Source organism: Serratia sp. 2C06 (assembly GCF_050037615.1).
GTDB lineage: Bacteria > Pseudomonadota > Gammaproteobacteria > Enterobacterales > Enterobacteriaceae > Serratia > Serratia ureilytica.
This window is the reverse complement of sequence record NZ_CP188299.1, coordinates 1,337,368-1,362,543: the sequence shown is the minus strand read 5'-3', so window position 1 is coordinate 1,362,543 and position 25,176 is coordinate 1,337,368. Positions and strand designations below refer to the sequence as shown.

At 60.8% G+C, this 25,176-nt stretch carries 26 protein-coding genes; 4 read left to right on the top strand and 22 right to left on the bottom strand.

Translation table 11 applies throughout. The features are described from left to right. Window positions 1-98: 98 nt before the first annotated feature. The 3 genes from fre to pepE all read right to left on the bottom strand — a co-directional run bounded on the left by fre (window position 99) and on the right by pepE (window position 3,159). Window positions 99-800 carry an NAD(P)H-flavin reductase gene (fre, locus tag ACP3TA_RS06885; RefSeq protein WP_033644962.1) on the bottom strand — a complete coding sequence of 234 codons (702 nt, stop codon included), beginning with the start codon at window positions 798-800 and terminating at the stop codon, window positions 99-101. Window positions 801-850: 50 nt separating this feature from the next. Beyond that, window positions 851-2,371, bottom strand: coding sequence for a 4-hydroxy-3-polyprenylbenzoate decarboxylase (gene ubiD, locus ACP3TA_RS06880; protein WP_033644963.1), 1,521 nt, complete (start codon window positions 2,369-2,371; stop codon window positions 851-853). A gap of 62 nt (window positions 2,372-2,433) precedes the next feature. Next, a complete protein-coding gene (gene pepE / locus ACP3TA_RS06875) occupies window positions 2,434-3,159 on the bottom strand; it encodes a dipeptidase PepE (protein WP_426784574.1) in 726 nt (241 codons plus the stop codon). 245 nt (window positions 3,160-3,404) lie between these two features. Between pepE and rfaH the strand changes: the two genes are divergently transcribed. After that, window positions 3,405-3,893 carry a transcription/translation regulatory transformer protein RfaH gene (gene rfaH, locus ACP3TA_RS06870; protein ID WP_033644965.1) on the top strand — a complete coding sequence of 163 codons (489 nt, stop codon included), beginning with the start codon at window positions 3,405-3,407 and terminating at the stop codon, window positions 3,891-3,893. Window positions 3,894-3,935: 42 nt separating this feature from the next. On the opposite strand, the gene hemB is transcribed toward rfaH, so the two are convergent. The 12 genes from hemB to udp all read right to left on the bottom strand — a co-directional run bounded on the left by hemB (window position 3,936) and on the right by udp (window position 14,544). After that, on the bottom strand, window positions 3,936-4,958 hold the full coding sequence (gene hemB / locus ACP3TA_RS06865) for a porphobilinogen synthase (RefSeq protein ID WP_042783470.1): 1,023 nt from the start codon (window positions 4,956-4,958) through the stop codon (window positions 3,936-3,938). Window positions 4,959-4,972: 14 nt separating this feature from the next. Continuing rightward, window positions 4,973-5,755 carry a 3'-5' ssDNA/RNA exonuclease TatD gene (gene tatD / locus ACP3TA_RS06860; RefSeq protein ID WP_033645224.1) on the bottom strand — a complete coding sequence of 261 codons (783 nt, stop codon included), beginning with the start codon at window positions 5,753-5,755 and terminating at the stop codon, window positions 4,973-4,975. A gap of 53 nt (window positions 5,756-5,808) precedes the next feature. Then, on the bottom strand, window positions 5,809-6,579 hold the full coding sequence (tatC, locus tag ACP3TA_RS06855) for a Sec-independent protein translocase subunit TatC (RefSeq protein ID WP_033644968.1): 771 nt from the start codon (window positions 6,577-6,579) through the stop codon (window positions 5,809-5,811). A gap of 3 nt (window positions 6,580-6,582) precedes the next feature. Beyond that, window positions 6,583-7,140, bottom strand: coding sequence for a Sec-independent protein translocase protein TatB (tatB, locus tag ACP3TA_RS06850; RefSeq protein WP_033644970.1), 558 nt, complete (start codon window positions 7,138-7,140; stop codon window positions 6,583-6,585). Window positions 7,141-7,143: 3 nt separating this feature from the next. After that, the gene (gene tatA / locus ACP3TA_RS06845; protein WP_004934452.1) at window positions 7,144-7,407 is read right to left on the bottom strand and encodes a Sec-independent protein translocase subunit TatA; all 264 of its coding nucleotides are present in this window, start codon (window positions 7,405-7,407) and stop codon (window positions 7,144-7,146) included. Between the two features lie 80 nt (window positions 7,408-7,487). After that, the gene (ubiB, locus tag ACP3TA_RS06840) at window positions 7,488-9,119 is read right to left on the bottom strand and encodes a ubiquinone biosynthesis regulatory protein kinase UbiB (protein ID WP_033644971.1); all 1,632 of its coding nucleotides are present in this window, start codon (window positions 9,117-9,119) and stop codon (window positions 7,488-7,490) included. After that, the gene (ubiJ, locus tag ACP3TA_RS06835; RefSeq protein ID WP_033644973.1) at window positions 9,116-9,724 is read right to left on the bottom strand and encodes a ubiquinone biosynthesis protein UbiJ; all 609 of its coding nucleotides are present in this window, start codon (window positions 9,722-9,724) and stop codon (window positions 9,116-9,118) included. The genes ubiB and ubiJ overlap by 4 nt, the downstream gene beginning before the upstream one ends. A gap of 13 nt (window positions 9,725-9,737) precedes the next feature. Then, window positions 9,738-10,493, bottom strand: a complete 756-nt coding sequence (gene ubiE, locus ACP3TA_RS06830; RefSeq protein WP_004934443.1) for a bifunctional demethylmenaquinone methyltransferase/2-methoxy-6-polyprenyl-1,4-benzoquinol methylase UbiE — start codon at window positions 10,491-10,493, stop codon at window positions 9,738-9,740. 78 nt (window positions 10,494-10,571) lie between these two features. Continuing rightward, window positions 10,572-12,119, bottom strand: coding sequence for a DNA recombination protein RmuC (gene rmuC / locus ACP3TA_RS06825; protein WP_033644974.1), 1,548 nt, complete (start codon window positions 12,117-12,119; stop codon window positions 10,572-10,574). 140 nt (window positions 12,120-12,259) lie between these two features. Beyond that, window positions 12,260-12,790, bottom strand: a complete 531-nt coding sequence (locus tag ACP3TA_RS06820) for a DedA family protein (protein WP_004934438.1) — start codon at window positions 12,788-12,790, stop codon at window positions 12,260-12,262. A gap of 79 nt (window positions 12,791-12,869) precedes the next feature. Then, on the bottom strand, window positions 12,870-13,652 hold the full coding sequence (locus tag ACP3TA_RS06815) for a tyrosine-protein phosphatase (protein WP_033644975.1): 783 nt from the start codon (window positions 13,650-13,652) through the stop codon (window positions 12,870-12,872). Between the two features lie 130 nt (window positions 13,653-13,782). Continuing rightward, window positions 13,783-14,544, bottom strand: a complete 762-nt coding sequence (gene udp, locus ACP3TA_RS06810) for a uridine phosphorylase (RefSeq protein ID WP_004934432.1) — start codon at window positions 14,542-14,544, stop codon at window positions 13,783-13,785. A gap of 488 nt (window positions 14,545-15,032) precedes the next feature. Here udp and ACP3TA_RS06805 point away from each other — a divergent pair, with 488 nt between their 5' ends. Then, window positions 15,033-15,860, top strand: a complete 828-nt coding sequence (locus ACP3TA_RS06805; RefSeq protein ID WP_033644976.1) for a dienelactone hydrolase family protein — start codon at window positions 15,033-15,035, stop codon at window positions 15,858-15,860. An 84-nt stretch (window positions 15,861-15,944) separates the two neighbouring features. Here the strand turns inward: ACP3TA_RS06805 and metE are convergent, their stop codons facing one another. After that, window positions 15,945-18,233, bottom strand: coding sequence for a 5-methyltetrahydropteroyltriglutamate--homocysteine S-methyltransferase (gene metE / locus ACP3TA_RS06800; RefSeq protein ID WP_080376453.1), 2,289 nt, complete (start codon window positions 18,231-18,233; stop codon window positions 15,945-15,947). A gap of 90 nt (window positions 18,234-18,323) precedes the next feature. On the opposite strand from metE, the gene metR reads away from it, so the two are divergent. After that, on the top strand, window positions 18,324-19,268 hold the full coding sequence (gene metR, locus ACP3TA_RS06795; protein ID WP_206196344.1) for an HTH-type transcriptional regulator MetR: 945 nt from the start codon (window positions 18,324-18,326) through the stop codon (window positions 19,266-19,268). A 15-nt stretch (window positions 19,269-19,283) separates the two neighbouring features. On the opposite strand, the gene ACP3TA_RS06790 is transcribed toward metR, so the two are convergent. Further along, window positions 19,284-20,144: a carboxylate/amino acid/amine transporter gene (locus ACP3TA_RS06790; protein WP_033652651.1), complete on the bottom strand. Its 861-nt coding sequence runs from the start codon at window positions 20,142-20,144 to the stop codon at window positions 19,284-19,286. Between the two features lie 151 nt (window positions 20,145-20,295). On the opposite strand from ACP3TA_RS06790, the gene ACP3TA_RS06785 reads away from it, so the two are divergent. Then, entirely contained in the window at window positions 20,296-20,625 is a 330-nt protein-coding gene (locus ACP3TA_RS06785) for a hypothetical protein (RefSeq protein ID WP_033652650.1), read from the top strand. On the opposite strand, the gene ACP3TA_RS06780 is transcribed toward ACP3TA_RS06785, so the two are convergent. From ACP3TA_RS06780 to ugpA, 5 genes are read right to left on the bottom strand one after another with little or no spacing between them, the layout of a single operon-like run. Further along, window positions 20,606-21,562, bottom strand: a complete 957-nt coding sequence (locus ACP3TA_RS06780) for an AEC family transporter (RefSeq protein WP_089195360.1) — start codon at window positions 21,560-21,562, stop codon at window positions 20,606-20,608. The genes ACP3TA_RS06785 and ACP3TA_RS06780 overlap by 20 nt on opposite strands. A 60-nt stretch (window positions 21,563-21,622) precedes the next feature. Next, window positions 21,623-22,360 (bottom strand): glycerophosphodiester phosphodiesterase, encoded by a 738-nt coding sequence (gene ugpQ, locus ACP3TA_RS06775; protein WP_033644980.1) that lies wholly within the window; start codon window positions 22,358-22,360, stop codon window positions 21,623-21,625. After that, window positions 22,360-23,430, bottom strand: coding sequence for a sn-glycerol-3-phosphate import ATP-binding protein UgpC (locus ACP3TA_RS06770; RefSeq protein WP_060434765.1), 1,071 nt, complete (start codon window positions 23,428-23,430; stop codon window positions 22,360-22,362). The genes ugpQ and ACP3TA_RS06770 overlap by 1 nt, the downstream gene beginning before the upstream one ends. 5 nt (window positions 23,431-23,435) lie before the next feature. Further along, window positions 23,436-24,281: a sn-glycerol-3-phosphate ABC transporter permease UgpE gene (ugpE, locus tag ACP3TA_RS06765; RefSeq protein ID WP_033638989.1), complete on the bottom strand. Its 846-nt coding sequence runs from the start codon at window positions 24,279-24,281 to the stop codon at window positions 23,436-23,438. Then, complete coding sequence (ugpA, locus tag ACP3TA_RS06760) at window positions 24,278-25,165, bottom strand: sn-glycerol-3-phosphate ABC transporter permease UgpA (protein ID WP_015376293.1); 888 nt, start codon at window positions 25,163-25,165, stop codon at window positions 24,278-24,280. The genes ugpE and ugpA overlap by 4 nt, the downstream gene beginning before the upstream one ends. Window positions 25,166-25,176: the final 11 nt, after the last annotated feature.

Below are 25,176 nucleotides of genomic sequence, written 5' to 3'. Positions count from 1 at the left end.
CGCCTGTCAGGGGCGGGTTTTTTATGCCTGAAGTTTGCCGACGCCCAAATAAAAACGGGGCGCCCCTCGGCCACCCCGTTCACTGCGCATCGCCTCTGTCAGATAAACGAAAACGCGTCGCCAAACATATGCGCTTCCTGCGCGCCGCGCTCGGCGCAGAAACGCTCGCGGGCGATTTTCGCCATCTCGAAACGCCCGGCGATGTAGATGTCATGCTCCGCCAACGTGCCGAAATCCTGCAACACCGCGCTGAGCACGGTGCCGCTGCGGCCACGCCATTCAGCCTCCGGCTGCTCGACCACCGGGATCACCTTCAGGTTCGGGTGTTGCACCGACAGCGCTTCCAGCTCGCTCAGATCGTACAGGTGCTTCAGCTCACGCCCGCCCCAGTAGATGGAAATGTCGCGATCGGGCTGCTGCTCCAACGCGGTCAACAGGATTGAGCGCGCATAGGAGAAGCCGGTGCCGCCGGCGATCAGCACCAGCGGACGGCTGCCCTCTTCCCGCAGCCAGGCGTCGCCGTGCGGCATATCGACGGTGATCGCCTGCTCTTTCAGAATGCGATCCATCACCGCCATGGCGTACAGATTCAGCTCCGAAGCACCGATATGCAGCTCGATATAATCTTGCTGCGTCGGGGTTGATGCCAGCGAGAACGGACGTTTGTCGCGCTCGTCCATCACCACCATCAGATATTGCCCTGCCTTGAAAGAAAACGGCTGCTCGGGCACCAGACGTACCCGATAAACCGTATCGGTAATGGCCTCTACCGAGGTCACTTTACAGCTCAATATTGTCATGCGTTCCCTCTGTCGGGTCATCAATGCAAAGCTGAGAACAGGGCCTGACGCTATAACGTCGGTTCCCTGTCACTGAAAATTGCGAGCTCATCCCAGATTTCGTCGACGCGCGCACGTACCTTTTCATCCATCTGAATCGGACGGCCCCATTCGCGATCGGTTTCACCCGGCCATTTGTTGGTGGCGTCCAGCCCCATCTTCGAACCCAGTCCGGAAACCGGCGAGGCGAAGTCCAGATAGTCGATCGGCGTATTCTCCACCAGAACCGTATCCCTTGCCGGATCCATTCGTGTGGTGATCGCCCAAATCACGTCATTCCAATCGCGCGCATTGACGTCATCGTCACAGACGATAACAAATTTGGTGTACATAAACTGCCGCAGGAACGACCAGACGCCCATCATCACGCGTTTCGCGTGGCCGGCGTACTGTTTTTTCATGGTCACCACCGCCAGGCGATACGAGCACCCTTCCGGCGGCAGATAAAAATCAACGATTTCCGGGAACTGTTTTTGCAGGATCGGCACGAACACTTCATTCAGCGCCACGCCCAGGATCGCCGGCTCATCCGGCGGCCGGCCGGTGTAGGTCGAGTGGTAAATCGCGTTGCGACGCTGGGTGATGTGCGTGACGGTGAATACCGGGAACTGGTCGATTTCATTGTAGTAACCGGTGTGGTCACCGTAGGGGCCTTCCGGCGCCATTTCACCCGGCTCGATATAGCCTTCCAGCACGATTTCGGCACTGGCGGGCACTTCCAGATCGTTGGAAAGGCACTTGACCACTTCGGTTTTATTGCCGCGCAGCAGCCCGGCAAAGGCATATTCAGACAGGGTATCCGGCACCGGCGTCACCGCGCCGAGGATAGTGGCGGGATCGGCGCCCAGCGCCACCGCAACCGGGAAACGCTCGCCGGGGTGTGCCTGGCACCACTCCTGGTAATCCAGCGCGCCGCCGCGGTGCGACAGCCAGCGCATGATCACTTTATTCTTGCCCAGCACCTGCTGACGATAGATACCGAGGTTTTGCCGTTCCTTATGCGGGCCGCGGGTCACCGTCAGCCCCCAGGTGATCAGCGGCGCGGCGTCTTCCGGCCAGCAGTGCATCACCGGAATGCGGCCCAGATCGACATCATCGCCCTGCCATACCTGCTCCTGACAAGGCGCGGATCCCAGCACCTTGGTCGGCATGTTCAGCACCTGCTTGAACTTCGGTATTTTGTCGAACAGATCGCGGAAACCTTTCGGCGGCTCCGGCTCTTTGAGGAAAGCCAGCAGTTTGCCGACTTCGCGCAGCGCGCTGATGTCTTCCTGCCCCATGCCCATCGCCACGCGATTGGCGGTGCCGAACAGGTTGCACAGCACCGGCATGTCGTACCCTTTCGGGTTTTCAAACAGCAGTGCCGGGCCGCCCGCCCGCAAGGTACGATCGGCAATTTCCGTCATTTCCAGGTAAGGATCGATCGGCTGGCTGATGCGTTTTAGTTCCCCTCTCTTCTCCAGCAACGAGAGGAAATCGCGTAAGTCACGGTATTTCATGCTGATCATTATAGCGGCCAGTGGGGAGGGCATTATAAGCCCTCTTCAAGGTTGTTGCTGCAATTTTGTTAACGCCGCCCGCTGTCGGGTGGCTCTCAGCCGCAGTTGAACGGCACCAGCGCAGCCAGTGCGCGCGTATCCTGATATTCGCGCGTCTCTTCGCCGTGGCGGAACACCTTAAAGCCCTGCCCGTTGGCGCTGAAATAACGCAGCGCATTGCCTTCAACGTGCAACAGACTGCCTTCACGCAACGCCACTACCGATTCGCTCGGGTTGATCGCGCAGAACTCCGCGAGACGCTCGTCACGGGTTTCGCCCATGTGGCCGCTGATGTGCGCATCGATGTAATGCGGGTTAATCTGCACCGGGGACAACCCCAGCGCCGGCAACACCACGCTGCAGCGCACCGGCATGTCATTGGTGGTGCGAATGCTCGGCGTCGCCACGTTGCAACCTGCGCTCCAGCCGACGTAGGGCACTTCACGCTCGCGCACCGCGCGCTGGATAGGCACGATCAGGCTTTGTTCGTGCAACATCTGGTTCAGCAACCAGGTGTTGCCGCCGCTGACCAAAATGCATTCGGCCTGCGCGATCGCCGCCGCCGGTGAAGCGGCGTGGTGAATGCTGGTGACTTCAATGCCCAATGTTTGCGCCAGCTCCTGCGCGCGCCGATCGTAGTCGTAACGGATCAGCGCGTAAGGGATAAAGACGGCGGATTTGATGCCGCGGCGCGCAATCATCGCCAGCAGTTGGCTTTTGGCGTACCCCAGCAGCTCGGCTTCGCCAGACAGCTTGCCGTTGCTCAACAGAAACAGCTCCATTTTTCTCCCCTCGGTCAAAAACGATGAATAGCGTCACAGCCGGCGGCGCAACGCCTTGCCATACTGTGACGGTAACAAATTTTTAGCCCTCTGTTATACCAGCGCCGTATCGATAAGTGTGTGACCCCTCGCTAATAGCCGTAGATTCAGAAAGATAGGCGATGTTACATGCTGAAACTTGCATCACTATGTATCCGGAATAGCTTTTGATATGCTTACCGGCTGGCAGAAAGGCATGTGAAATTATGGAATCCTGGTATCTACTTTATTGCAAACGCGGTCAGCTGTTGCGAGCGCAGGAACATCTGGAGCGGCAGCAGGTAAACTGCCTCAGCCCGATCATCACGCTGGAAAAAATCGTGCGTGGTAAGCGCATCGCGGTCAGCGAACCCCTGTTTCCCAATTATCTGTTTGTGGAATTCGACCCGGAGCGCATTCACACCACCACCATCAGCGCCACCCGCGGCGTCAGCCACTTCGTGCGTTTCGGCGCGCTGCCGAGCGTCATCCCGAGCAAGGTGATCGATGAGCTGCGCACGCACACCAGCGAGACCTATGTCGATCCGGAAACCCCGCAGCCGGGCGATACCGTTCTGATCGTCGACGGCGTATTCGAAGGGCTGCAGGCGATCTACACCGAGCCGGACGGCGAGGCCCGCTCGATGCTGTTGCTCAACCTGATCAACAAACAGGTCAGTCAAAGCATCGACAATCGGCAATTCCAGAAAATGTAATGCAAAAAGGCGCCCTCAGGCGCCTTTTTTACGGTATCGCGCTTAGCGGCGCAGCGCTTCTTCATGCAGCCATTGGGCGACACGTTTGGCGAAGTAGGTCAGCACGCCGTCGGCGCCGGCGCGTTTAAAGCACATCAACGACTCCATCACCGCAGGCTGCTCCTGCAGCCAGCCGTTCTGAATCGCCGCCATGTGCATGGCGTACTCGCCGGACACCTGATAAGCGAAAGTCGGCACACCGAAGGTATCCTTCACCCGGCGCACCACATCCAGGTAAGGCATGCCCGGTTTCACCATCACCATGTCCGCGCCTTCCTGCAGATCCTGCGCAATCTCTTGCAGCGCTTCATCGCTGTTGGCCGGATCCATCTGATAGGTCTTTTTGTTGCCGCCTTTCAGGTTGCCGCTGGAACCCAGCGCATCGCGGAACGGACCGTAATAGCAGGAAGCGTACTTGGCGGAGTAGGCCATGATCTGGGTGTTCACCAGGCCCTGCAGTTCCAGACGATCGCGGATCGCCCCGATACGGCCGTCCATCATGTCGCTCGGCGCCACGATTTCCGCGCCCGCTTCGGCATGAGACAGCGCCTGACGCACCAGAATGTCTTTGGTCACGTCGTTAATCACGTAGCCCTGCTCATCGATCACCCCGTCCTGACCGTGGGTGGTGTAGGGATCGAGCGCTACGTCGGTCAGAATGCCCAACTCAGGCACCGCGTCTTTCAGCGCGCGCACCGTGCGCTGCACCAGCCCTTCCGGGTTGTAGGCTTCTTCCGCATGCAGCGACTTCAAGCCCGGTTCAATCACCGGGAACAGGGAGATCACCGGCACGCCGAGTTTGGCGATGGTTTCCGCTTCCTTGACCAGCAGATCGATCGTCATGCGCGATACGCCCGGCATCGAGGCCACTTCTTCCTGGCGGTTGCTGCCTTCCATGACGAACACCGGATAAATCAGGTCATTGACCGTCAGTTGGTTTTCGGCGACCAGACGGCGGCTGAAGTCATGACGGCGCACGCGGCGCATACGGCGACCAGGAAAGGTGCCCGGAAATGCATAGCTCATAGTTTTCTCCTAGCTCAAACCAGCCGGAATAGCCGGCGGGCGTTCTCATCGGTTTTTTGCCCCAGCCATTGCGGCTCTTCTTGCCGCCAGACGGCGACCTGATGCACGATGTGGGGCAGGAAACAGGGTTCGTTGCGGCGAGATGCGGGTTTAGGCTGTAAATCCCGGGGCAACAGATAAGGGGCGTCAGTTTCCAGCAGCAGACGCTCGGCCGGGATCTGCGGCAGCAGGGCGCGCAATTCCAGACCGCGCCGCTCGTCGCATACCCAACCGGTAATCCCGATCGACAGGCCCAGCGACAGGCAGCTTGCTAATTCTTCGGCGGTGCCGGTGAAGCAGTGCACCACGGCCGCGGGCAGTTTATCCAACCACGGCGTCAGTAGCTCGGCAAAACGTGCGTGTGCGTCGCGACAGTGAAGAAACACCGGCAGCGCCAACTCCGCCGCCAGCGCCAGTTGCGCGCTGAACGCCGCTTCCTGCTGCTCCGGCGTCGAGAAGTTGCGGTTGAAATCCAGACCGCATTCACCGATCGCCACCACTTCTGGGCCGGCGGCCAGGGCATAAATCTGCTCAGCGCTACGTTCATCCCAGTTGCCGGCGTTATGCGGATGCACACCGGCGGTGGACCAGCAATAGCCCGCATGCTGCTGCGCCAGTTTGGCGGCCTCGCGGCTCTCAGGCAGATCGGTGCCGGTAATCAGCATCCCGGTAACGCCCGCCGCGCGGGCGCGCTCCACCACGGTCTCGCGGTCTTTGGCGAATTGGCTGCTGGTGAGGTTAACGCCGATATCAAACATGGTTTTTTCCAAAGCAAAAGCCGCCCTATGGGCGGCTTCGCAATCAATGTGGATCAGGGCGCTGGGGGTTCGTCACCCTCGTCGTCGTCTTCCGCCTGCGGACGGCGTTTGCCGGTATAGAAGCGAGCGAAGAATACCCCCACTTCAAACAGCAGATACATCGGTATCGCCAGCAGGGTTTGCGAGAACACGTCCGGCGGCGTCAACAACATGCCGACCACAAACGCGCCGACCAACACATACGGCCGTTTCTTCTTCAGGTCTTCCGGCGAAGTGACGCCGCTCCAGCACAGCAGAATGATGGCGACCGGCACTTCGAAGGCGACGCCAAACGCCATAAACAGCGCCATGACGAAATCGAGGTAGTTTTTAATGTCGGTCGCAATGGTCACCCCCATCGGCGCGGTCTTGGCGAAGAAGCCGAAGGCCAGCGGGAACACGATGAAGTAGGCGAAAGCCATGCCGAGGTAAAACAACAGGCTGCTGGACACCAGCAACGGCATCATCAGGCGGCGTTCATGCTTGTACAGCGCAGGCGCGATGAACGCCCATACCTGATACAGGATCATCGGCGCGGAGACGAACACCGAAACGATCATGGTCAGCTTGATCGGGGTGAAAAACGGTGACGCCACGTCGGTGGCGATCATGCTCGCGCCGGCCGGCAACTGCTTGAGCAGCGGCGCAGAAACCAGCTGGTAGATGTCGTTGGCGAAAAACACCAGCACCACGAACACCGCCAGTACGCAAATAATCGAGTTCAACAGCCGCTTGCGCAGCTCTATCAGATGACTGATAAGGGGTTGGGTATCTTCAACAGCCATGTATTAACGATCGCCACTAGGTTGGTGAGACGCTGGGGTTTTATCCGCAACAGGTTCGACAGGAGCAGGCGCGGTTTCCACCGGCGCTTTAGCGGGTTGCGCCGCCACTGGCGCAGCCACGACGGCTTCAGGTTCCACTGCCGGTTTTGGCACGGCGGCGGGCGCGCTGGCGCTGGTTGCCGCTTCCGCCGGCGTCACGCCGTCGTGCAAGGCTTCCGGATCGATGGCCTGCGGGTTATGGATGGTGTTCGCCAGCTCTTCTTTCTCGCCCCGGTAGGTGCGTTTCAAGGATTCCGCCGCGTCTTTCAGCTCATCCATCGACGCCTTCAACTCCGGCGTCAGGTTCTGCAGGCCGGCCTGTTCGGCTTTCTTCAGGCTGTCCTGCAGCTCCTGCAGCTTCAGCTCCTGAGACAGTTCGTGCTGCACCGAGGCCGCCAGCGAGCGCAGCGCGCGGATCCAGCCCGATACCGTTCTGACCGCAACCGGCAAGCGTTCCGGCCCCAGAACAACCAGGCCGATCACCAGCACCAGCAGCAGCTCACTAAACCCAATGTCAAACACGGTTTATACCTGCTCTTTGTTCTTCGACTCTTCCGGTTTCACTTCCGGCTGCTTATCGGTAATAGGCTTGGCCGAGAAATCAGCGTCATCCAGGCTGCTTTTTTCAGCCGTGTTGGGGGTCGACGGCGTATCGTCACCGATCGCTTTTTTGAAGCCCTTGATCGAGGCGCCGAGATCGGAACCCAGCGTGCGCAGTTTTTTGGTGCCGAACAGCAGCACCACGATCACTGCGATGATCAACAATTGCGTAATACTAATACCGCCCATTTTAATTACCTCTAATTTTAAGGGGTCTTTTAAAGCCAGCCCGCATTATAGAGCCGACTTCACCAGAGTAACGAATTAAATCAGGTGGTTCGCTTCCAGCCAATCACCCAGCATACGATGCCGGCGGCCATCATCCAGGCGGGGAACACCTCGATTTGCCCCAGCAGCAACAGCGTGCCGCTTACCAACAGTGTAGCGCCAACGCCGAACAAATAACGTGACTGCCCCTGACGAACCCGCTGAGCCTGCATCTGGTTGGTCAGCTTATCAACGCTTTGTTGCAACAGTTTATGCTGCTGCAGGCTGTCGTAAAACAGCTCGGGCAGCTCGGGCAGTTTCTCCGCCCAGAACGGCGCCTTCTCTTTCAGCGCGCGCACCACGGCGGGAATGCCGACCTGATCGCGCAGCCAACTCTCGAGGAACGGCTTGGCGGTGGTCCACAGATCCAACTGCGGGTAAAGCTGACGCCCCAGCCCTTCAACATACAGCAAGGTCTTCTGCAATAACACCAGCTGCGGCTGCACTTCCATATTGAAGCGGCGCGCGGTGTTGAACAGGTTCAGCAGCACGTTGCCGAAGGAGATCTCCGCCAGCGGCTTCTCGAAAATCGGTTCGCACACGGTACGGATGGCGAATTCGAAGTCTTCCACGTTGGTGTCGCGCGGCACCCAGCCGGAGTCGACGTGCAGTTCCGCCACCTTGCGGTAATCGCGGTTGAAGAAGGCGATGAAGTTTTCCGCCAGATAGCGTTTGTCATCCTTGTTCAACGAACCGACGATGCCGCAGTCGATGCCGATGTAGCAAGGATCTTCCGGATGTTCGTAGCTGACGAAAATATTACCGGGATGCATGTCCGCATGGAAGAAGCTGTCGCGGAATACCTGGGTAAAGAACACCTGAACGCCGCGTTCCGCCAACAGTTTCATGTTGGTGCCCTGCTGCTCCAGCGTGGCGATGTCCGAGACCGGAATGCCGTAGATACGCTCCATCACCAACACGCTTTCGCGGCAGTAGTCGGAGTAAACTTCCGGCACGTACAGCATCGGGCTGCCGTCGAAATTGCGACGCAGCTGAATGGCGTTGGCCGCTTCGCGCAGCAGGTTCAATTCGTCCAGCAGGGTTTTTTCGTACTCGCGCACCACTTCGCGCGGACGCAGGCGGCGGCCGTCCGGCAACAGCTTCGGCACCCAGCCTGCCAGCCGGTACATCAAGCGCACGTCGGCTTTGATAATCGGCCCGATATCCGGCCGGATCACCTTCAGCACCACTTCCTGGCCGGTGGTTTTCAGCCGCGCGGTATGCACCTGCGCGATCGAGGCGGACGCCAGCGGCTGCTGCTCGAAGTCGTCGAACCAGGTTTCCAGCGGGCCGCCCATCGCCAGCTCGATATGCTTGCGCGCCAGCGCACCGTCGAAAGGCGCCACCCGATCCTGCAGCAGCGTCAGCTGATCGGCAATGTGCGGCGGGAACAGATCGCGGCGGGTAGACATCATCTGGCCGAACTTGATCCAGACCGGCCCCAATTCCTGCAGCGCCAGCCGCAGACGTTCGCCCAGCGGTTTGTCCTTGTGCCGATTAGGCATCCAGAACAGCAGCCGGCGGCCGAAGCGCAGCGGCAGCGTCAAACGCATTGTCGGGATCAGCTCGTCCAGCCCATAGCTGAGAAAAACGCGGACGATAAAATACAAACGGCGCAGTTCGCCTGGGGTCATCGCTTGCCCTCCAACTTATCCATGCGGGCAATCAGCGCTTCCGCGCTGCGGGCGAGCGCATCCACTTCTTCATTGAACCACACCACTTCCAGCGGCCCCGGCGCCAGACGCCACTCTTCCGTCAGCGCCTCAGCCATGTCTTGCTGCCGACGCATCAATCCGGCCTTGAGTAACGAAGCACCTTTGCCCAGCGCCTGCGTAATGCCTTGAGCGGCGATATCGCCGATATAGGGCGCCAGCCATTCCGCCGGATCCCACTCCGCCAGATCGAGCAGGCCAACCAGCTGTTGCACCACCTGAATATCCCCTTCCACCGTCAATTCGCCGCTGCGCATCAGCACCGGCAACTGCTGGCGATCGCGCAGCTTCAGTAAGGAGGGAATGCGGCTGCGCACCGTGCAATCGGCGCTGTCTTCAGACTGCCCCAGCACATCCACGCGCAGTTCGCTGAACACCAGCACCAGCGGTGAAGCCAACTCTTCCAGTTCGATGCGCAGCACCTTGCCCGCCAGGCGTTGGCGAGCGGCTTTCATGCTGCGATCGCGAAACAGCAGGTTATTCAGCGAGGTTTCCAGCGCACCGGTCAGCAGAGGGGTAAACAGCATCGGCATCTCCCTCTCAGAACTTGAAGCCGCGATGCAGGGCGACAATCCCACCGGTCAGGTTGAAATAGGTGACGTTTTCAAAACCGGCGTTGCCCATCATGCCCTTCAGGGTTTCCTGATCGGGGTGCATACGGATCGATTCCGCCAGATAGCGATAGCTGTCCGGATCTTTCACTACCAGCTCGCCGATCTTCGGCAGCACGTGGAAAGAGTATGCGTCGTAAGCTTTGCTCAGCGGCGCCAGCAGCGGTTTGGAGAACTCCAGCACCAACAGGCGGCCGCCCGGCTTCAGCACGCGGAACATCGAACGCAGCGCTTTGTCTTTGTCGGTGACGTTACGCAGGCCAAAGGAGATGGTGATGCAATCGAAGTAATTGTCCGGGAACGGCAGCGCCTCGGCGTTGGCCTGCACGTAATTGATGTTGCCGACGATGCCGCGATCGCGCAGCTTCTCGCGCCCCATCTTCAGCATCGAATCGTTGATGTCCGCCAGCACCACCTGCCCCTGCTCGCCAACCATGCGGGAGAACTTGGCGGCCAGGTCGCCGGTGCCACCGGCCAGATCCAGCACGCGCTGCCCGCGGCGCACGCCGCTGCAGTCAATGGTGAAACGCTTCCAGATACGGTGGATGCCGAACGACATCAGGTCGTTCATCACGTCATACTTTGCCGCTACCGAATGAAAAACGTCCGCCACCATGGCCTGTTTTTCGTCTCTAGCGACGGTGCGAAAACCGAAATCGGTGGTTTCCTGCGATTGATCTGCCATTGTCCTGCCTGCTATTCAGTCAATTTTGTGTGGATGAGTGTACCAGAAGCCCGAGGAATACCCCACCTCGCCACGGCCTCAGCCGTGCGAAACGAAGCCCGGTTCCCCGGTGGTATCATCATCGTCGTTCGTCTGCGGCAGCGCGGCGACCTCGTCGTCGTTCGCCTCTTCCGCTTCATCGTGTTGCGCGCCGGCTTGCTGCGCCAGCAGCGGGTTTATCGGCCGCTTGACCTCAACCCCCAGCGCGCGGAAACCTTCAATTTGGCCGATAAGATTACCACGGCCTTCGCTCAGTTTGTTCATCGCCTGACGATAACTGCCCTGCGCCTTGTCCAGGCTCTGCCCCAGCGCGGACATATCGTCCACGAACAGCCGCATCTTGTCATACAGTTTCGCCGCACGCTCGGCGATGCGCTGGGCATTCTGGCTCTGATGCTCATAGCGCCACAGGTTGGTGATGGTACGCAGCGCCACCAGCAACGTGGTCGGGCTGACCAGCATGATGTTGTGCTTGAGCGCTTCGCTGATCAGCTCCGGCTCGCGATCGATAGCCAGCAGGAAGGCCGGCTCGACCGGAATGAACATCAGCACATAGTCCAGCGAACGCAGCCCCGGCAGCTGCTGGTAGTCCTTGCGGCCCAGCATGCGAATGTGGCCGCGCAGCGAAGCGATATGTTCGCTCAGCGCCGCTTCGCGCTCCGCCTCGTCTTCACCGTTGAAATAGCGCTCGTAGGCGATCAGCGACATCTTGGCGTCGATCACGACATCCTTGCCCTGCGGCAGGCGCACGATCACATCGGGCTGCATGCGGCTCTGATGATCTACCCGCACGTTGACCTGCGTTTCATACTCGTGCCCTTCGCGCAGGCCGGAGGCCTCCAGCACCCGGCTCAGCACCACTTCACCCCAGTTGCCCTGGGTCTTGTTGTCGCCTTTCAGCGCCTTGGTGAGGTTGATGGCCTCGCGCGCCATTTGCGCATTCAACTGCTGCAGATTGCGTATCTCGTGCGTCAGCGTGTGGCGCTCACGCGCCTCCTGGCCAAAGCTGTCCTGCACCTGTCGGCGGAAACCGTCCAGTTGTTCGCGCAGCGGCAGCAGTAACCGATCCAAACTTTGCTTATTTTGCTCGTCCACCTTGCGGCCGCTGTGTTCAAAAATGCGGTTGGCGAGGTTTTCAAACTGGGTGGTGAGGCGCTGTTCGCTGTTGATCAGCAGACGCTGCTTCTCCTCCGCCGCCATGCGCGTCTCTTCCAGACGGATGGTGACTTCGCGCAGCTCGGCCTCCTGCGCGCTGTTCACCTCGCGCTGGGCGCGCAGCTCTTGGTTGAGCAGCTCGCATTCGTTGCGCCAATGGTTGAGCTGTTGCAGTTTTTCATGCCCGGCCGCCAGCTGGCTGTGCAGGTTGCGCAGCTCCAGCTCGTTCTGGCGCGACTGCTGTTCGTGGCGCAGCAGGGCCTCCTGCCGCACGGCCGTCTCCTGCTGCGCCTGCTGCAACGCTTGCTCCAGCAACCGCAGTTCGGTTTCATGTTGCGCGTTCGTCTGCTGCACTCGCAGACTGGCGATCAGCCACCCTAACAGCATGCCGATCGCGACGCCGCCAATCCCATAAATCAGACTGGTATCCACCCTGCCTCCTGTTGCACCTTGCCGTTCCGGCGTTTCGCACGCCCATTGCCCGTCACGTTAAGGGGAGGCTGTATGGATGTCCAGCCTGATTTTGCCCGCCGCGCACAATATTGCGCGGCGCTGCGCAATTTAGCGAGAAATCAGCCCAGCCACTGGCTGAGCCACTTGATGCCGAACGCCCCCGGCGCCAGAATGCCGAACGCCCAGATCATCGCCGACGTGACGTTGGCCAACTGGAAGTAGCGCTGCGGCATGCCGCAAATGCCCCCCACCAGCGGCACCACGGCGCGCAGCGGGCCGAAGAAGCGGCCAATGAAAATGCCCAGCACGCCCCAGCGCTCAAAGAAGGCGTGGCCGCGCGCCAGCAGCTGCGGATTGCGCGACAGCGGCCACATATGGGCCACCCGATCCTGATAGTGGTAGCCGATCCAGTACGAGAGCCAGTCGCCGAAAAACGCCCCGGCGGCGGCGGCGGCCCAAATCGGCCAAAAGGCGATGCCGCTTTCGCCGATCAGCGCGCCCAGCGCCAGCAGGATCACCGTGGCCGGCAGCAGCAGCGACAAAAACGCCAGCGACTCGCCGAACGCCAGGAAGAAGATGATGGGAATGGCCCAGCCTTCGTGCTGACGCACGACGTCGCTGACCCAGTTGATAACGTCATTGAGGCTCAATGCAGGGCTCCTGATACGCGATGGTTCGCCGCCTAGGATAAGCCGGGGCGAGTTAAACCCCGGCTAAACACGCGGCAATTTACTCGAGGTAGAACGCCCGCAGCACTTCGCGCTGGGCCGCGCCCAGGCCGTATTCCGCTTCCAGCCAGCGGTCGGTGGAGCCGTATTGTTGGCGGATGCAGCCCAGCGCCGTCATCAGGAACTCCTCGCGCGCGCTGAGCACGTAGGCGAATTGCTCCAGCGCCGCCGCATTCAACTTGATAGACAGCTGATCCAGCATCTGCTCGCGGAAAGCGGCCAGCGTGGTTTCGGTCAGCAGATAGTCTTCCAGCACCGTCGCTTCGTCGGCCCCCAGCGCGAACAGCACCAGCGCCGAACCGACCCCGGTGCGATCCTTGCCGACCGCGCAGTGTTGCACGATTGCGCCGCCGCCGGGGTTGCTCAACAGCTGCGCCAACCGCTGATAGGCCGCATTGCCGAACGGCAGGCGGCGATACAGCTCCAGCATGAACGCCCGGGCGTCGAAAGCGGCCAGCGTTTCGTTGGTGAGCTTTTCCAGGTTGGCGTTGACTTCGCTGCTCAGCGGGTTGGCCGGCACGTGGTGATAGTCGGCGCCATTCCACAGAATATCCGGTTTGGCCTGCACTTCGTCGGCATCGCGGTAGTCCAGCACCGAACGCACCGGCACCCCAGCGAGGAAAGTGCAGTCGTTTTCCGTCAGCCGCTCGAGAGAACCGGAGCGGAACAGCAGGCCGCGTTTGATGCGGCGCCCGTCGGCCACGCCGTTGCCGCCGAAGTCACGGAAGTTAATGCCGCCGTCGAGCGGCGCAAGCGAAGGATGAAGCAGGATCTGGGCGGTCATAAACGTCCTCGTTGTTTTTGTTCTGACAACGCGCGGCAGCCATCGGCGCAGCGCTGAGGAGTATCACCGTAACAGATTAGCCGCGAATGGAAAAACGGACCGCGTCGGCGGCCCGCTGGGGGTAAGGCGATTACAGCAGACGGCGGGCGGCGTCCACCACGATCTGCACCGCTTTGCTTTCGGTGTTTTTCATGGTTTCGGCGTTCGGGATCTCTTGCTGGGTGCGGTTGACGATCACCCCGGCCACCATGCCGGCGCGCAGGCCCTGGCTGGCGCACATGGTCAGCAGCGTGGCAGATTCCATTTCATAGTTCATCACGCCCATCGCCTGCCACTCTTCCATCGAGCCTTTGAAACGGCTGACCACGCGGCCAGAGTAGGTATCGTAACGTTCCTGGCCCGGATAGAAGGTATCGGAAGAGGCGGTCACACCAATGTGCGTGGTAGCGCCGCTGGCCTTGGCCGCTTCCACCAGCGCGGTGGTACAGGCGAAGTCCGCGACCGCCGGGAACTCCATCGGCGCAAAGTGCAGGCTGGCGCCGTCGAGACGTACCGCCGCCGTGGTGACCAGCACGTCGCCGACGTTGATGTTCGCCTGAATGGCGCCGGTGGTGCCGATGCGCAGGAAGGTGCGGATGCCCAGCTGCGCCAGCTCTTCCACCGCGATAGAGGTAGACGGGCCGCCGATGCCGGTGGAGCAGACGATCACCGCCTTGCCGTCCAGCTCTGCGCGCCAGGTAGTGAATTCACGATGGGAGGCCAGATGCACCGGATTTTCCATCAGCTTGGCAATCTTCTCTACGCGCTGCGGATCGCCCGGCACGATGGCAAGCTGGGCCCCTTGTAAATCGTTCTTGGTGAGGCCGAGATGAAAAACATCAGACTGAGACATACGAGACTCCTCATGGATCATGTTTATTGGGAGGAACAAAAAAGCACTCTACTGAAAATCGCCGCTTAATTTCGTGACGATAGTCACTATGAAAAGAGAAACAAATTACATGCTACATATTTTTTGTGATTTTTATCACAAAAAAAGCACTATAAGGCATCCAGAACGCACCGCTAAACCTCAGTCTAGCCGACAAACCTTGCCGCTCCCTGCCCGTTGATTGCCGACTGAAACTATTTAGCTCATCAATTCGAAATACCCCCATCTTATCGGTTGCTTAGGGACAAAAAAGCCCTCTAACGCACCTTATGGCACTTACGCGGGCCAAAACGCGTAATAACATGATAAAAAGCGCTTAAAAATGCCGTAAAGCCAGATAATTAGCCGTTTTTTATCGACTTGTCCGAAAGTGCGCCACGCGGCGCCAATAATGGGTAATCTTTCCTATAGTTAATCTCAGCGCTTTTTTCTATTGCACGGAGACCGCAATGAAAACCGAACATGTGATGACATTAGAACAGGCTCAGGGAGGATTCGCCCCGGCCGCCGCGCCGGTAGCCGCCTCCGCGATTATCACCGATGAACAGGGCATTCACGCCGGGCAAACGACTATTCCTTCCCAGGGAGACGCGCTGCCGGCCTACGTCGCCAAACCCGCCGACCACAACGGCCCCTTCCCCATCGTGCTGGTGGTGCAGGAAATCTTCGGCGTCCATGAACATATTCAGGATCTGTGCCGCCGCCTGGCCAAACAGGGCTATCTGGCGATTGCTCCCGAGCTCTATTTCCGCCAGGGCGACGCCAACGACTACACCGATATCGGCGAGCTGTTCCAGCAGCTGGTGACCAAGGTGCCGGATCGTCAGGTGCTGTCGGATCTGGATCACGCCGCGCACTGGGCTATCCGCCACGGCGGCGACGCCGGCAAGCTGGCGATCACCGGTTTTTGCTGGGGCGGCCGAATTACCTGGCTGTACGCGGCGCACAACCCGCAGTTAAAAGCGGCCGTCGCCTGGTACGGCAAACTGGTGGGTGAAAAAACGCTGAATTCGCCGAAGCATCCGGTCGATATCGCCACGCACTTGTCAACGCCAGTGCTGGGGCTGTATGGCGGGCAGGACAGCGGTATTCCGCTGGATACGGTGGAAAACATGCGTCAGGCGATCCGCGCCGCCAACGCCGATGCCGAAATCGTGGTGTATCCTGGCGTCGGGCACGCATTCAACGCCGACTATCGCCCCAGCTACAACGCCGAAGCGGCGGAAGACGGCTGGCAGCGCATGCTGGCGTGGTTCGCCCAGCACGGCGTCAAGTAATCCCCCTCGCATAAAAAAGGGCGCCGAAGCGCCCAATCATCACACCAGTAAATCTATCTGCGGCGGTTTACCCGCCGCACGGCATCACGCGTGCTCGCGCAGGCGCTGCGCCGCCAATACCATGTTGGCCAGCGACTGCCGGGTTTCAGGCCAACCGCGAGTTTTCAGGCCGCAATCGGGGTTGACCCACAGGCGTTCCGCCGGGATGTTCTGCGCCGCTTTACGCAGCAGCGCTTCGATCCATTCCACGCTCGGCACGTTCGGCGAGTGGATATCGTAGACGCCCGGCCCGATTTCGTTCGGGTATTCGAACTCTTTGAAGGCTTCCAGCAGATCCATATCGGAACGCGAGGTCTCGATGGTGATCACGTCGGCGTCCAGCGCGGCGATGGAGTCCATGATGTCGTTGAACTCGCAGTAACACATGTGGGTGTGGATCTGGGTGTCATCCTGCGCCACGGCGGCGTTCAATTTGAAGGCGTCCACCGCCCAGTTCAGGTAGGCGGCCCAGTCGGATTGTCGCAGCGGCAGCCCCTCGCGCAGCGCAGGTTCGTCGATCTGAATGATGCCGATGCCGGCTTTTTCCAAATCTTCCACCTCGTCGCGCAGCGCCAGCGCAATCTGCTTGGCGATCACTTCGCGGGTCACGTCTTCACGCGGGAACGACCAGCACAGGATGGTCACCGGCCCGGTCAACATGCCTTTCACCGGCTTGTCGGTCAACGACTGGGCGAATTTGGCCCATTCGACGGTAATGGCTTCCGGGCGGCTGACGTCACCGATGATCACCGGCGGCTTCACGCAGCGGGAACCGTAGCTCTGCACCCAACCATTCTGGGTAAACACGAAGCCGTCGAGGTTCTCACCGAAATATTCCACCATGTCGTTGCGCTCGGCTTCACCGTGCACCAGTACGTCCAGCCCGAGGCGCTCCTGCTCGACGATCGCCTGTTTGATGTGCTCACCGATGCTGGTGCGGTAGTTGCTGCCGTCCAAACGGCCCTGTTTGAAGTCCAGACGCAGGCCGCGGATTTCGGTGGTCTGTGGGAACGAACCGATGGTCGTCGTCGGCCAGGCCGGCAGCTTGAAACGCTCGTGCTGCGCCCTGGCGCGCTCGGCGTACGCGCTGCGGCGTTCGCAGTCCTGCGCGGTGATCGCGGCCAGACGGCGCTCAACCTGTGGGTTATGCACGCGGTTCGACTGGCGACGGGCGCGGATCGGCGCGCTGTAGGCGTCCAGCTCGGCCTGTTTCGTCGCGTCAGGCGCGTTCAGCGCCGAGCTCAACAGCGCCAGCTCGGCGCATTTTTGCAGGGCGAAGGCGAACCAGCTTTTCACTTCTTCGTCCAGACGGCTTTCCACGCTCAGATCGATCGGGCTGTGCAGCAGTGAACAGGAGGTGCCGATCCATAGCGGGCGCTGTCCCACCAGCGGCTGCAGACGTTCGAACCAGCGGCTCAGATCGGCGCGCCAAACGTTGCGGCCGTTGATCACGCCCAGCGACAGCAGCCAGTCTTGCGGCAATGCGGCGCTCAGCGCGGCGATATCGTCATGGCCGGCGACCAGATCGACGTGCAGCCCCTGCACCGGCAGCGTGCGAATGGTGTCGAGGTTGTGGCCGACGCTGTCGAAATACGTGGTCAACAGCAACTTAACCTGCCCCTGCAACGCGTCATACGCCGGTTTGAAGGCGTCCAGCCAGGCTTGCGGCAGCTCCAGCACCAGCGCAGGTTCGTCGATTTGCACCCATTCGACGCCGCGCTTCGCCAGCTCCGCCAGCACCTGCTGGTAAACCGGCAGGATCTCTTTCAACAGCGACAGGCGGTCGAACGGCTCGCCCTTCACTTTACCCAACCACAGATAAGTCACCGGGCCAAGCAGCACCGGCTTGATGTGATGCCCCAGCGCCAGCGCTTCGTCCACTTCGTCCAGCAGTTGGGTCCAGCCCAGCTTGAACTGCTGGCCTTGCTGGAATTCGGGCACCATGTAGTGATAGTTGGTGTTAAACCATTTGGTCATTTCCGCCGCGGCCGCCGGCTCGCCGGTCGGTGCGCGGCCACGGCCGATGCGGAACAGCGTGTCCAGATCAATAGAGCCATCCGCATTCTGATGGCGCGCCGGCACGTTGCCCAGCAGCAGGCTGGTGGTCAACACATGATCGTACCAGGCGAAATCGCCGACCGGCACCAAATCCACCCCGGCCTGCCGTTGCTGCTGCCAATGACGAGCGCGCAGCTCGCGGCCAACCGCCAACAGCTCTTCCTGCGTTGAGTTGCCGGCCCAGTAGCTTTCCTGAGCTTTTTTCAGCTCACGTCGTAGCCCAACGCGAGGAAAACCCAGTGTGTGATTCAAGATTGCCATCGTCATATTCCCCATTTAGCCGTCCAGATGTTTACACATCCATAATCAGCAGGTACTGTATTAACCACAAGCGCAATTTATTCACTGTCAATGTGAAGGACTCTCATGATCGAACTGAAACATTTACGGACGCTGCAGGCTCTGCGCAACAGCGGTTCGTTGGCGGGGGCGGCGGCCCAACTTCATCAGACGCAGTCTGCCCTGTCGCACCAGTTCAGCGATCTTGAGCAACGTCTGGGCTTCAAGCTGTTCGTGCGCAAGAGCCAGCCCCTGCGCTTCACCGCCCAGGGCGAAATCCTGCTGCAGCTGGCGGAACAGGTGTTGCCGCAGATCCAGCAGGCGCTGCAGGCCTGCCACGAGCCGCATCAAACCACGCTGCGCATCGCCATCGAATGCCACAGCTGCATTCAGTGGCTAACGCCGGCGCTGGACAACTTCCGCCAGCGTTTCCCGCAGGTGGTGATGGACTTCACCTCCGGCGTCACTTTCGACCCGCAGCCGGCCCTGCAACAGGGCGAGCTGGATCTGGTGATGACGTCGGATATCCTGCCGCGCAGCGGCCTGCACTATTCGCCGATGTTCGATTTTGAGGTGCGTATGGTGCTGGCGCCGGATCATCCGCTGGCCGGCAAGCCGCACATCGAGCCGGAAGACTTGAGCGATGAAACGCTGTTGATTTACCCGGTGCAGCGCCAGCGGCTGGATATCTGGCGGCATTTCCTGCAGCCGGCGGGCGTCAACCCGGCGTTGAAGAACGTCGATAACACGCTGCTGCTGATCCAGATGGTCTCGGCGCGGATGGGGATTGCGGCGCTGCCGCATTGGGTGGTGGAAAGTTTCGAACGGCAGGGGCTGGTGGTGACCAAAACCCTGGGTGACGGCCTGTGGAGCCGCCTGTACGCCGCCGTGCGCGACGGTGAACAGCGCCAGGCGGTGACCGAAGCCTTTATCCGCTCGGCCCGCCAGCACGCCTGCGATCATCTGCCGTTCGTGCGCGACGCGGCACGCCCCGGCGCGACCGGCGCCAAAGCGTTGGCGGCAGGCGTGTAAACTGCCGGCCCCCGTTTAGCCGAGCTGTTTCGGCGCCACCCAGCGGCGGTGCACCCACAGTGAAGCGACGATCACCGCCCCACCGAGGATAAAGCTCGGCCAGTGCGGCTGCTGCTGCCAAATGGCCAGGTTGACCAACAAGCCGGCCGGCACATGCATGTTGTTCATGATGCCGAGCGTGCCGGCATCCACCTGCGTCGCGCCGTAGTTCCACATGAAATAGCCCAGCCCCGACGCCACCACGCCCAGCCAGATCAGCACGCCCCACTGCAGATTGGTGGTTGGCAGCTGCTGCGGATTGCCCCACAGGAACCAGGCCACCACCGCCACCGCCGCCGCCCCCAGGTAGAACCAGGAAAAGGCGGTGTGCTGCGGCAAGGGGTGCACTTCCATCAGGCGCTTATAGCCGACCATGCCGATGGCGAAGCTGATGTTCGCCGCCTGCACCAGCAACAGCCCCCACCAGAAGTGTTCGCTCAGTTGGTGATAGCGAATGATGGCCGCGCCCAGCACCGCCAGCAGCGCGCTGAAGGCGTAGCCCCAGCGCAGGCGCCGGCCGCTCAGCAAGTCGTAGATCAGCGTGATGTACAATGGCGTCAGCACGGTGAACAACAGGAACTCCGGCACCGTCAGATAGAGATAAGCGCGGAAGCTGATGAGGTACATGATGCCCAGCTGGAAGGCGCCCACCAGCATATACAGCAGGATCACCTTGAGTTTGATGTTGCGCCAGCGCAGGAACGGCAGGAACACCAGCGCCGCCAGCCCGATGCGCATCAGCACCGAGAACCAGCTGTCGACATGGCCCGCCAAATATTCGCCGATCAGGCTGAAAGAGAACGCCCACAGAATGGTGGTGATAACCAAGAGCAGCACGATGGGTTCATCCTAACAATTCATAAACCGCGATTGTAACGGAAGATGGACGCATAAGGGGATGAAAGGCGGTTTACATCTGAACAAAATACAAACTACCGGCAAAATTTCACCGCTGAGTTAGGCTTAATAAAAAGGCGAGGTAACCATCATGAAAACTTCTCACATTCTGTTCGCTCTGCTGTTGCTGCCTGGGTTGGCGGCGGCGGCCAACGGCGTAACCGACCTGCGCTCACAGCAGCAGTTACTCAACCAAAACAGCCAGCAGGCGCAACAACAGCGCTTGTTGAACAACCGGCAGATGGATCAACGCCGCCTGCAGCAGCAGCGACAGTTCGACAATCAACGGCAACAGCTGTTGCAAACCGCGCCGAACGGCGGGCAACTGCTGCCTAACGGCAACCAGCCGCGCGATCCGTTCAATCGCACCGCGCCGGCGGTGCCGCAGGCGCCGATGCCGGCTACGCCCGCACGCCCATAACGGTGAGGATCAGCGGCGTGGTGATCGCCGCCAGCACGGTGGACATCACCAGGCTGGTGGCGGCCGGGCCGGTGAGCGTATTGAACTGGCGCGACATCAGGTAGACGTTCACCCCCACCGCCATTGAGCCCAACAGCACCACCACGCGGGTCTCCATCGGCGGCAAATCCATCATCCAGGCCAGCAGCCAAATCACTAGCGGCTGCACCAGCAGCTTCAGCACGCAGATGGCGCTGCTCAGCTGCCAGCCTTCGCTGATGCGATACTCCGCCAGCCCCATGCCAAGCACCACCAGCGACAGCGGCGCCGCCACCTGGCCGAGCATGCTGACCGGCCGATCGACGAAGGTCGGCAGCGGCAGGCCGGTCAGGCTGAACAAGGTGCCGGACAGAATGCCGACGATCAGTGGGTTGGTCAGCACGCTGCGCGCGGTTTTAGCGAAGCCGCTCAGCGTCGGCGAGCCGTTGCGCGCCCATTCGATCGACACCGTCACCAGCGTCCACAGGATCAGGCCGTTGAACACCAGCACCAGCGCTACCGACGGGATCGCCGCCTGCCCCAGCATCACGCTGGCGATCGGTAAACCGAGCATCACGTTATTGGAGAAAATACCGCCCAGCGCAAACACCGAACCAGCGACCCCATCCAGCCGGAAGAGGTGCCGGGCGACCAGGCGGCCGAGCACGAACACCAGCAGGCAACTGCCGAAGAACGCGATCAGCAGCCGGGCGTCGACCGCCGGGCGCTGCGAGAAATCGCACATCATGCGAAACAGCATGGCGGGCAAAGCGAGGGAAAACACGAAGCGCGTCAGGCCATCGGTGATGCTGGAAGGCCATTTCCCCCAGCGAATCAGCCCATAACCCAACGCGATCAGGACGAACAGCGGTAAAGACAGCACGATCTGGTGCCACAGTGACATCATAAAGCCTGGCATCGCATTCCTTCCGGTGGCGCGGCGGCAAGGCTTGTCGTCGCGGGATTCATCGGCGCCGGATTAAAAATCCGGGCCAATCAAATCTATCCGGTCGGTGCAAATGCAGTCAACGCCCCAGTCGAGCAGCAGACGCGCGCGATCCGGTTGGTTGACGGTATACACCAGAATGCGTAGACCGGCGTCTTTCAACGCTTTCACCCGCTCAGCGGTCAGCGCTTTGTGGTCGATATGCAGCGAGACGCAATCCAGACGCTCCGTCAGCTCGCGCCAGTTGTCGTCCCAGGCCTCCAGCAGCAGGCCGCGCGGCAAGTCCGGCACGGTGCGTTGCGCCGCCGCCAACGCTTCCACCGAGAAGGAGGAGAGCAGCGGGTCGGTCTGCCCTTGCCACAGCAACCGCGCCGCCAGCGCCACCACCCGCCCGGTTTCATCGTCGCTGCCGGTGGTCGGTTTGATCTCGATATTGGCCATCAGGCCGTGTTCCCGGCAGCGTTCCGCCACCTCCGACAGCAGCGGCAGCCGCTCGCCCTTGAAGGCCGAACTGTACCAGTTGCCGGCGTCCAGCTGCACCAGTTTGTCCCACGGCAGCTCGCCCGCCACGCCCCAACCGTTGCTGGTGCGATCCAGCGTGTCGTCGTGCAGCAGGAAAATTTGCCCGTCCTGCGCCAGCTTGGCGTCGAACTCGATCATCTTGTGGCCGTGGCGCGCGCCGACGTCGATCGCCGCCAGGGTGTTTTCCGGCGCCAGAGAACCGCCGCCGCGGTGGGCGACAATATGAGGGTAAGGCCAGGGTCTCGTCATCAATCCATCCGTAATCCGCTGTGGGTGTCAAAGAAGTGCAGCGCCTGAGCAGGCAGCTGCAAATATAGCGTACTGCCCGCCGTCGGCAAGGTTTCATGCGACAACCGCGCGATCACCCCGTGACCGCCCCACTGGCCGTGCGCCAGATTGTCGGCCCCCAGCAGTTCCAGCGTCTGCAGCTGCAGCGGCACGCCCTGGCCTTGCGCCACCAGCTGAATATGCTCCGGCCGAATGCCCAGCGTCAACTGCCGCCCCGCCCACTGCGGCTTGGCCGCCGGCAACGGCAGCGTCATGCCGTCCGCCAGCAGCAGCTGGCCGCCGTCGGCGCTCAGGGTGCCGGGCAACAGGTTCATCGCCGGCGAGCCGATAAAGCCGGCGACGAACAGCGAAGCCGGCCGCTGATACACCTCGCTCGGGGTGCCGATCTGCTCCGCCACGCCCTTATTCATCACGATCACCCGCTGCGCCAGCGTCATCGCCTCCACTTGGTCGTGAGTCACGTACAGGCTGGTGGTTTTCAGACGGCGGTGCAGCTGTTGCAGCTCCAGGCGCATCTGCACCCGCAGCTTGGCGTCCAGATTGGACAGCGGTTCATCGAACAGGAACACCGCCGGTTCGCGCACGATGGCGCGCCCCATCGCCACGCGCTGGCGCTGGCCGCCGGAAAGTTCGCGCGGTTTGCGCTTGAGCAGCGGCTCCAGCTCCAGGATGCGCGCCGCTTCCTCCACTCGCTGGCGGATATGCTCCTTGCCGAAACCGCGGATCTTGAGGCCGTAAGCCATGTTGTCGTACACGCTCATGTGCGGATAGAGCGCGTAGTTCTGGAACACCATCGCGATGCCGCGATCCTTGGGCTCCAGATCGGTCACGCGCCGGGTATCGATATAGATATCGCCGCTGGTGGTGCGCTCCAGCCCGGCCACCATCCGCAGCAGCGTGGATTTGCCGCAGCCGGACGGGCCGACCATCACGATGAATTCACCGTCCGCCACGTCGAGGTCGATCTGTTTGATCACCGGCGTTTTACCGTCGTAAGACTTGGTGACCGCCTGTAGTTTTAATCCTGCCATCGTCGTTATTTCTCGCTATCAACCAGACCGCGCACAAACCAGCGCTGCATCAGAAGCACCACCGCCAGCGGTGGCAATAAAGTCAGAATCATCGCCGCCATCACCTGGTTCCACTGGGTCGGCGCGCCGGAAGTGGAGATCATGCTCTTGATGCCCGCCACCGCGGTGCCCATCGAAGCGTCGCTGGTGATCAGGATCGGCCACAGGTATTGGTTCCAGCCGTAGATAAAGGTGATGACGAACAGCGCCGCCAGATTGGTTTTCGACAGCGGCAACACGATGTCCCAAAAGAAACGCATCGGCCCGGCGCCGTCGATGCGCGCCGCCTCCAGCAGCTCATCCGGCAACGTCATGAAGAACTGGCGCAGCAGGAAGGTGGCGGTGGCCGAGGCCATCAGCGGCAGCGTCAGGCCGGTATAGCTGTCCAGCAGGTTGAGGTTGGAGATCACCTCCACCGTCGGGAAAATGCGCACTTCCACCGGCAGCATCAGGGTGAGGAAAATCAGCCAAAAAAACAGGCTGCGCAGCGGGAAACGGAAATACACGATGGCGTAAGCCGACAGCACTGACACCGCGATCTTGCCGCAGGTGATCGCCAGCGCCATGATCACGCTGTTGAGCAGCAGCAGCGAGAACGGCACCTTGAGGTTGCCCACGCCGCCCTGCCAGATATTGCGGATGTTCTCCCACAGGTGACCGCCGGGCACCAGCGTCATCGGCACCTGAAACACCTGTTTGTCGTCCAGCGTGGCGGCGACAAAGGCCACGTACAGCGGGAACAGCACCACCAGCACGCCGATAATCAGCATCACATGGCTGAAGACATCCAGCCCGCGTCGATTCTCAATCATTGGTAGCGCACCTTACGTTCAACGAAGCGGAACTGGATCACCGTCAGGCCGATCACCAGCAACATCAGGATCACCGACTGCGCGGCGGAACTGGAGAGATCCAACCCTGCGAAGCCTTCGCGGTAGATCTTGTAGATCAACGTGGTGGTGGACTGCACCGGCCCGCCGCCGGTGGCGGCGTCGATCACCGGGAAAGTATCGAAGAAGGCGTACACCAGATTGACCACCAGCAGGAAGAAGCTCACCGGCGCGATCAGCGGCAGCACCAGATGGAAGAAACGCCGCACCGGGCCGGCGCCGTCGATGGCCGCCGCTTCCACCAGCGAACGCGGGATCGACTGCAGCGCCGCGAGGAAAAACAGGAAGTTATAGCTTATCTGCTGCCATACCGAGGCCAGCACCACCAGGAACATCGCCTGGCCGCTGTTTTGCGCATGGTTCCAGTTATAGCCCAGACCATTGAGGAAATGGGTGATCAACCCCAGACCGGGGTTGAACAGAAAGATCCACAGCACCGCCGCCACCGCCGGCGCCACCGCGTAGGGCAGGATCATCAGCGTGCGATAGAGGCGGCTGCCGCGCAGCACGTAGTCCACCAGCGCAGCGAAGAACAGCGAAACCGCCAGCCCGATGCCGGCCACCAGGAAGCTGAAGATCAGCGTGGTGTAGAACGAGTCGAGGTAGTAAGGATCCTGGAACAGCTGTTTAAAGTTATCCAGCCCGACAAACTGGCTGGACAGGCCGAACGGATCGAGGCTCTGCACCGAATACCACAGCGCTTCGCCGGCGGGCCATAAAAAGAAGACGGCGGTAATCAGCAGCTGCGGCAGCACCAGCGCATAGGGCAACCAGCTGCAGCCGAAACCGGGACGGGAAGATGACATAGCAGTTAAAC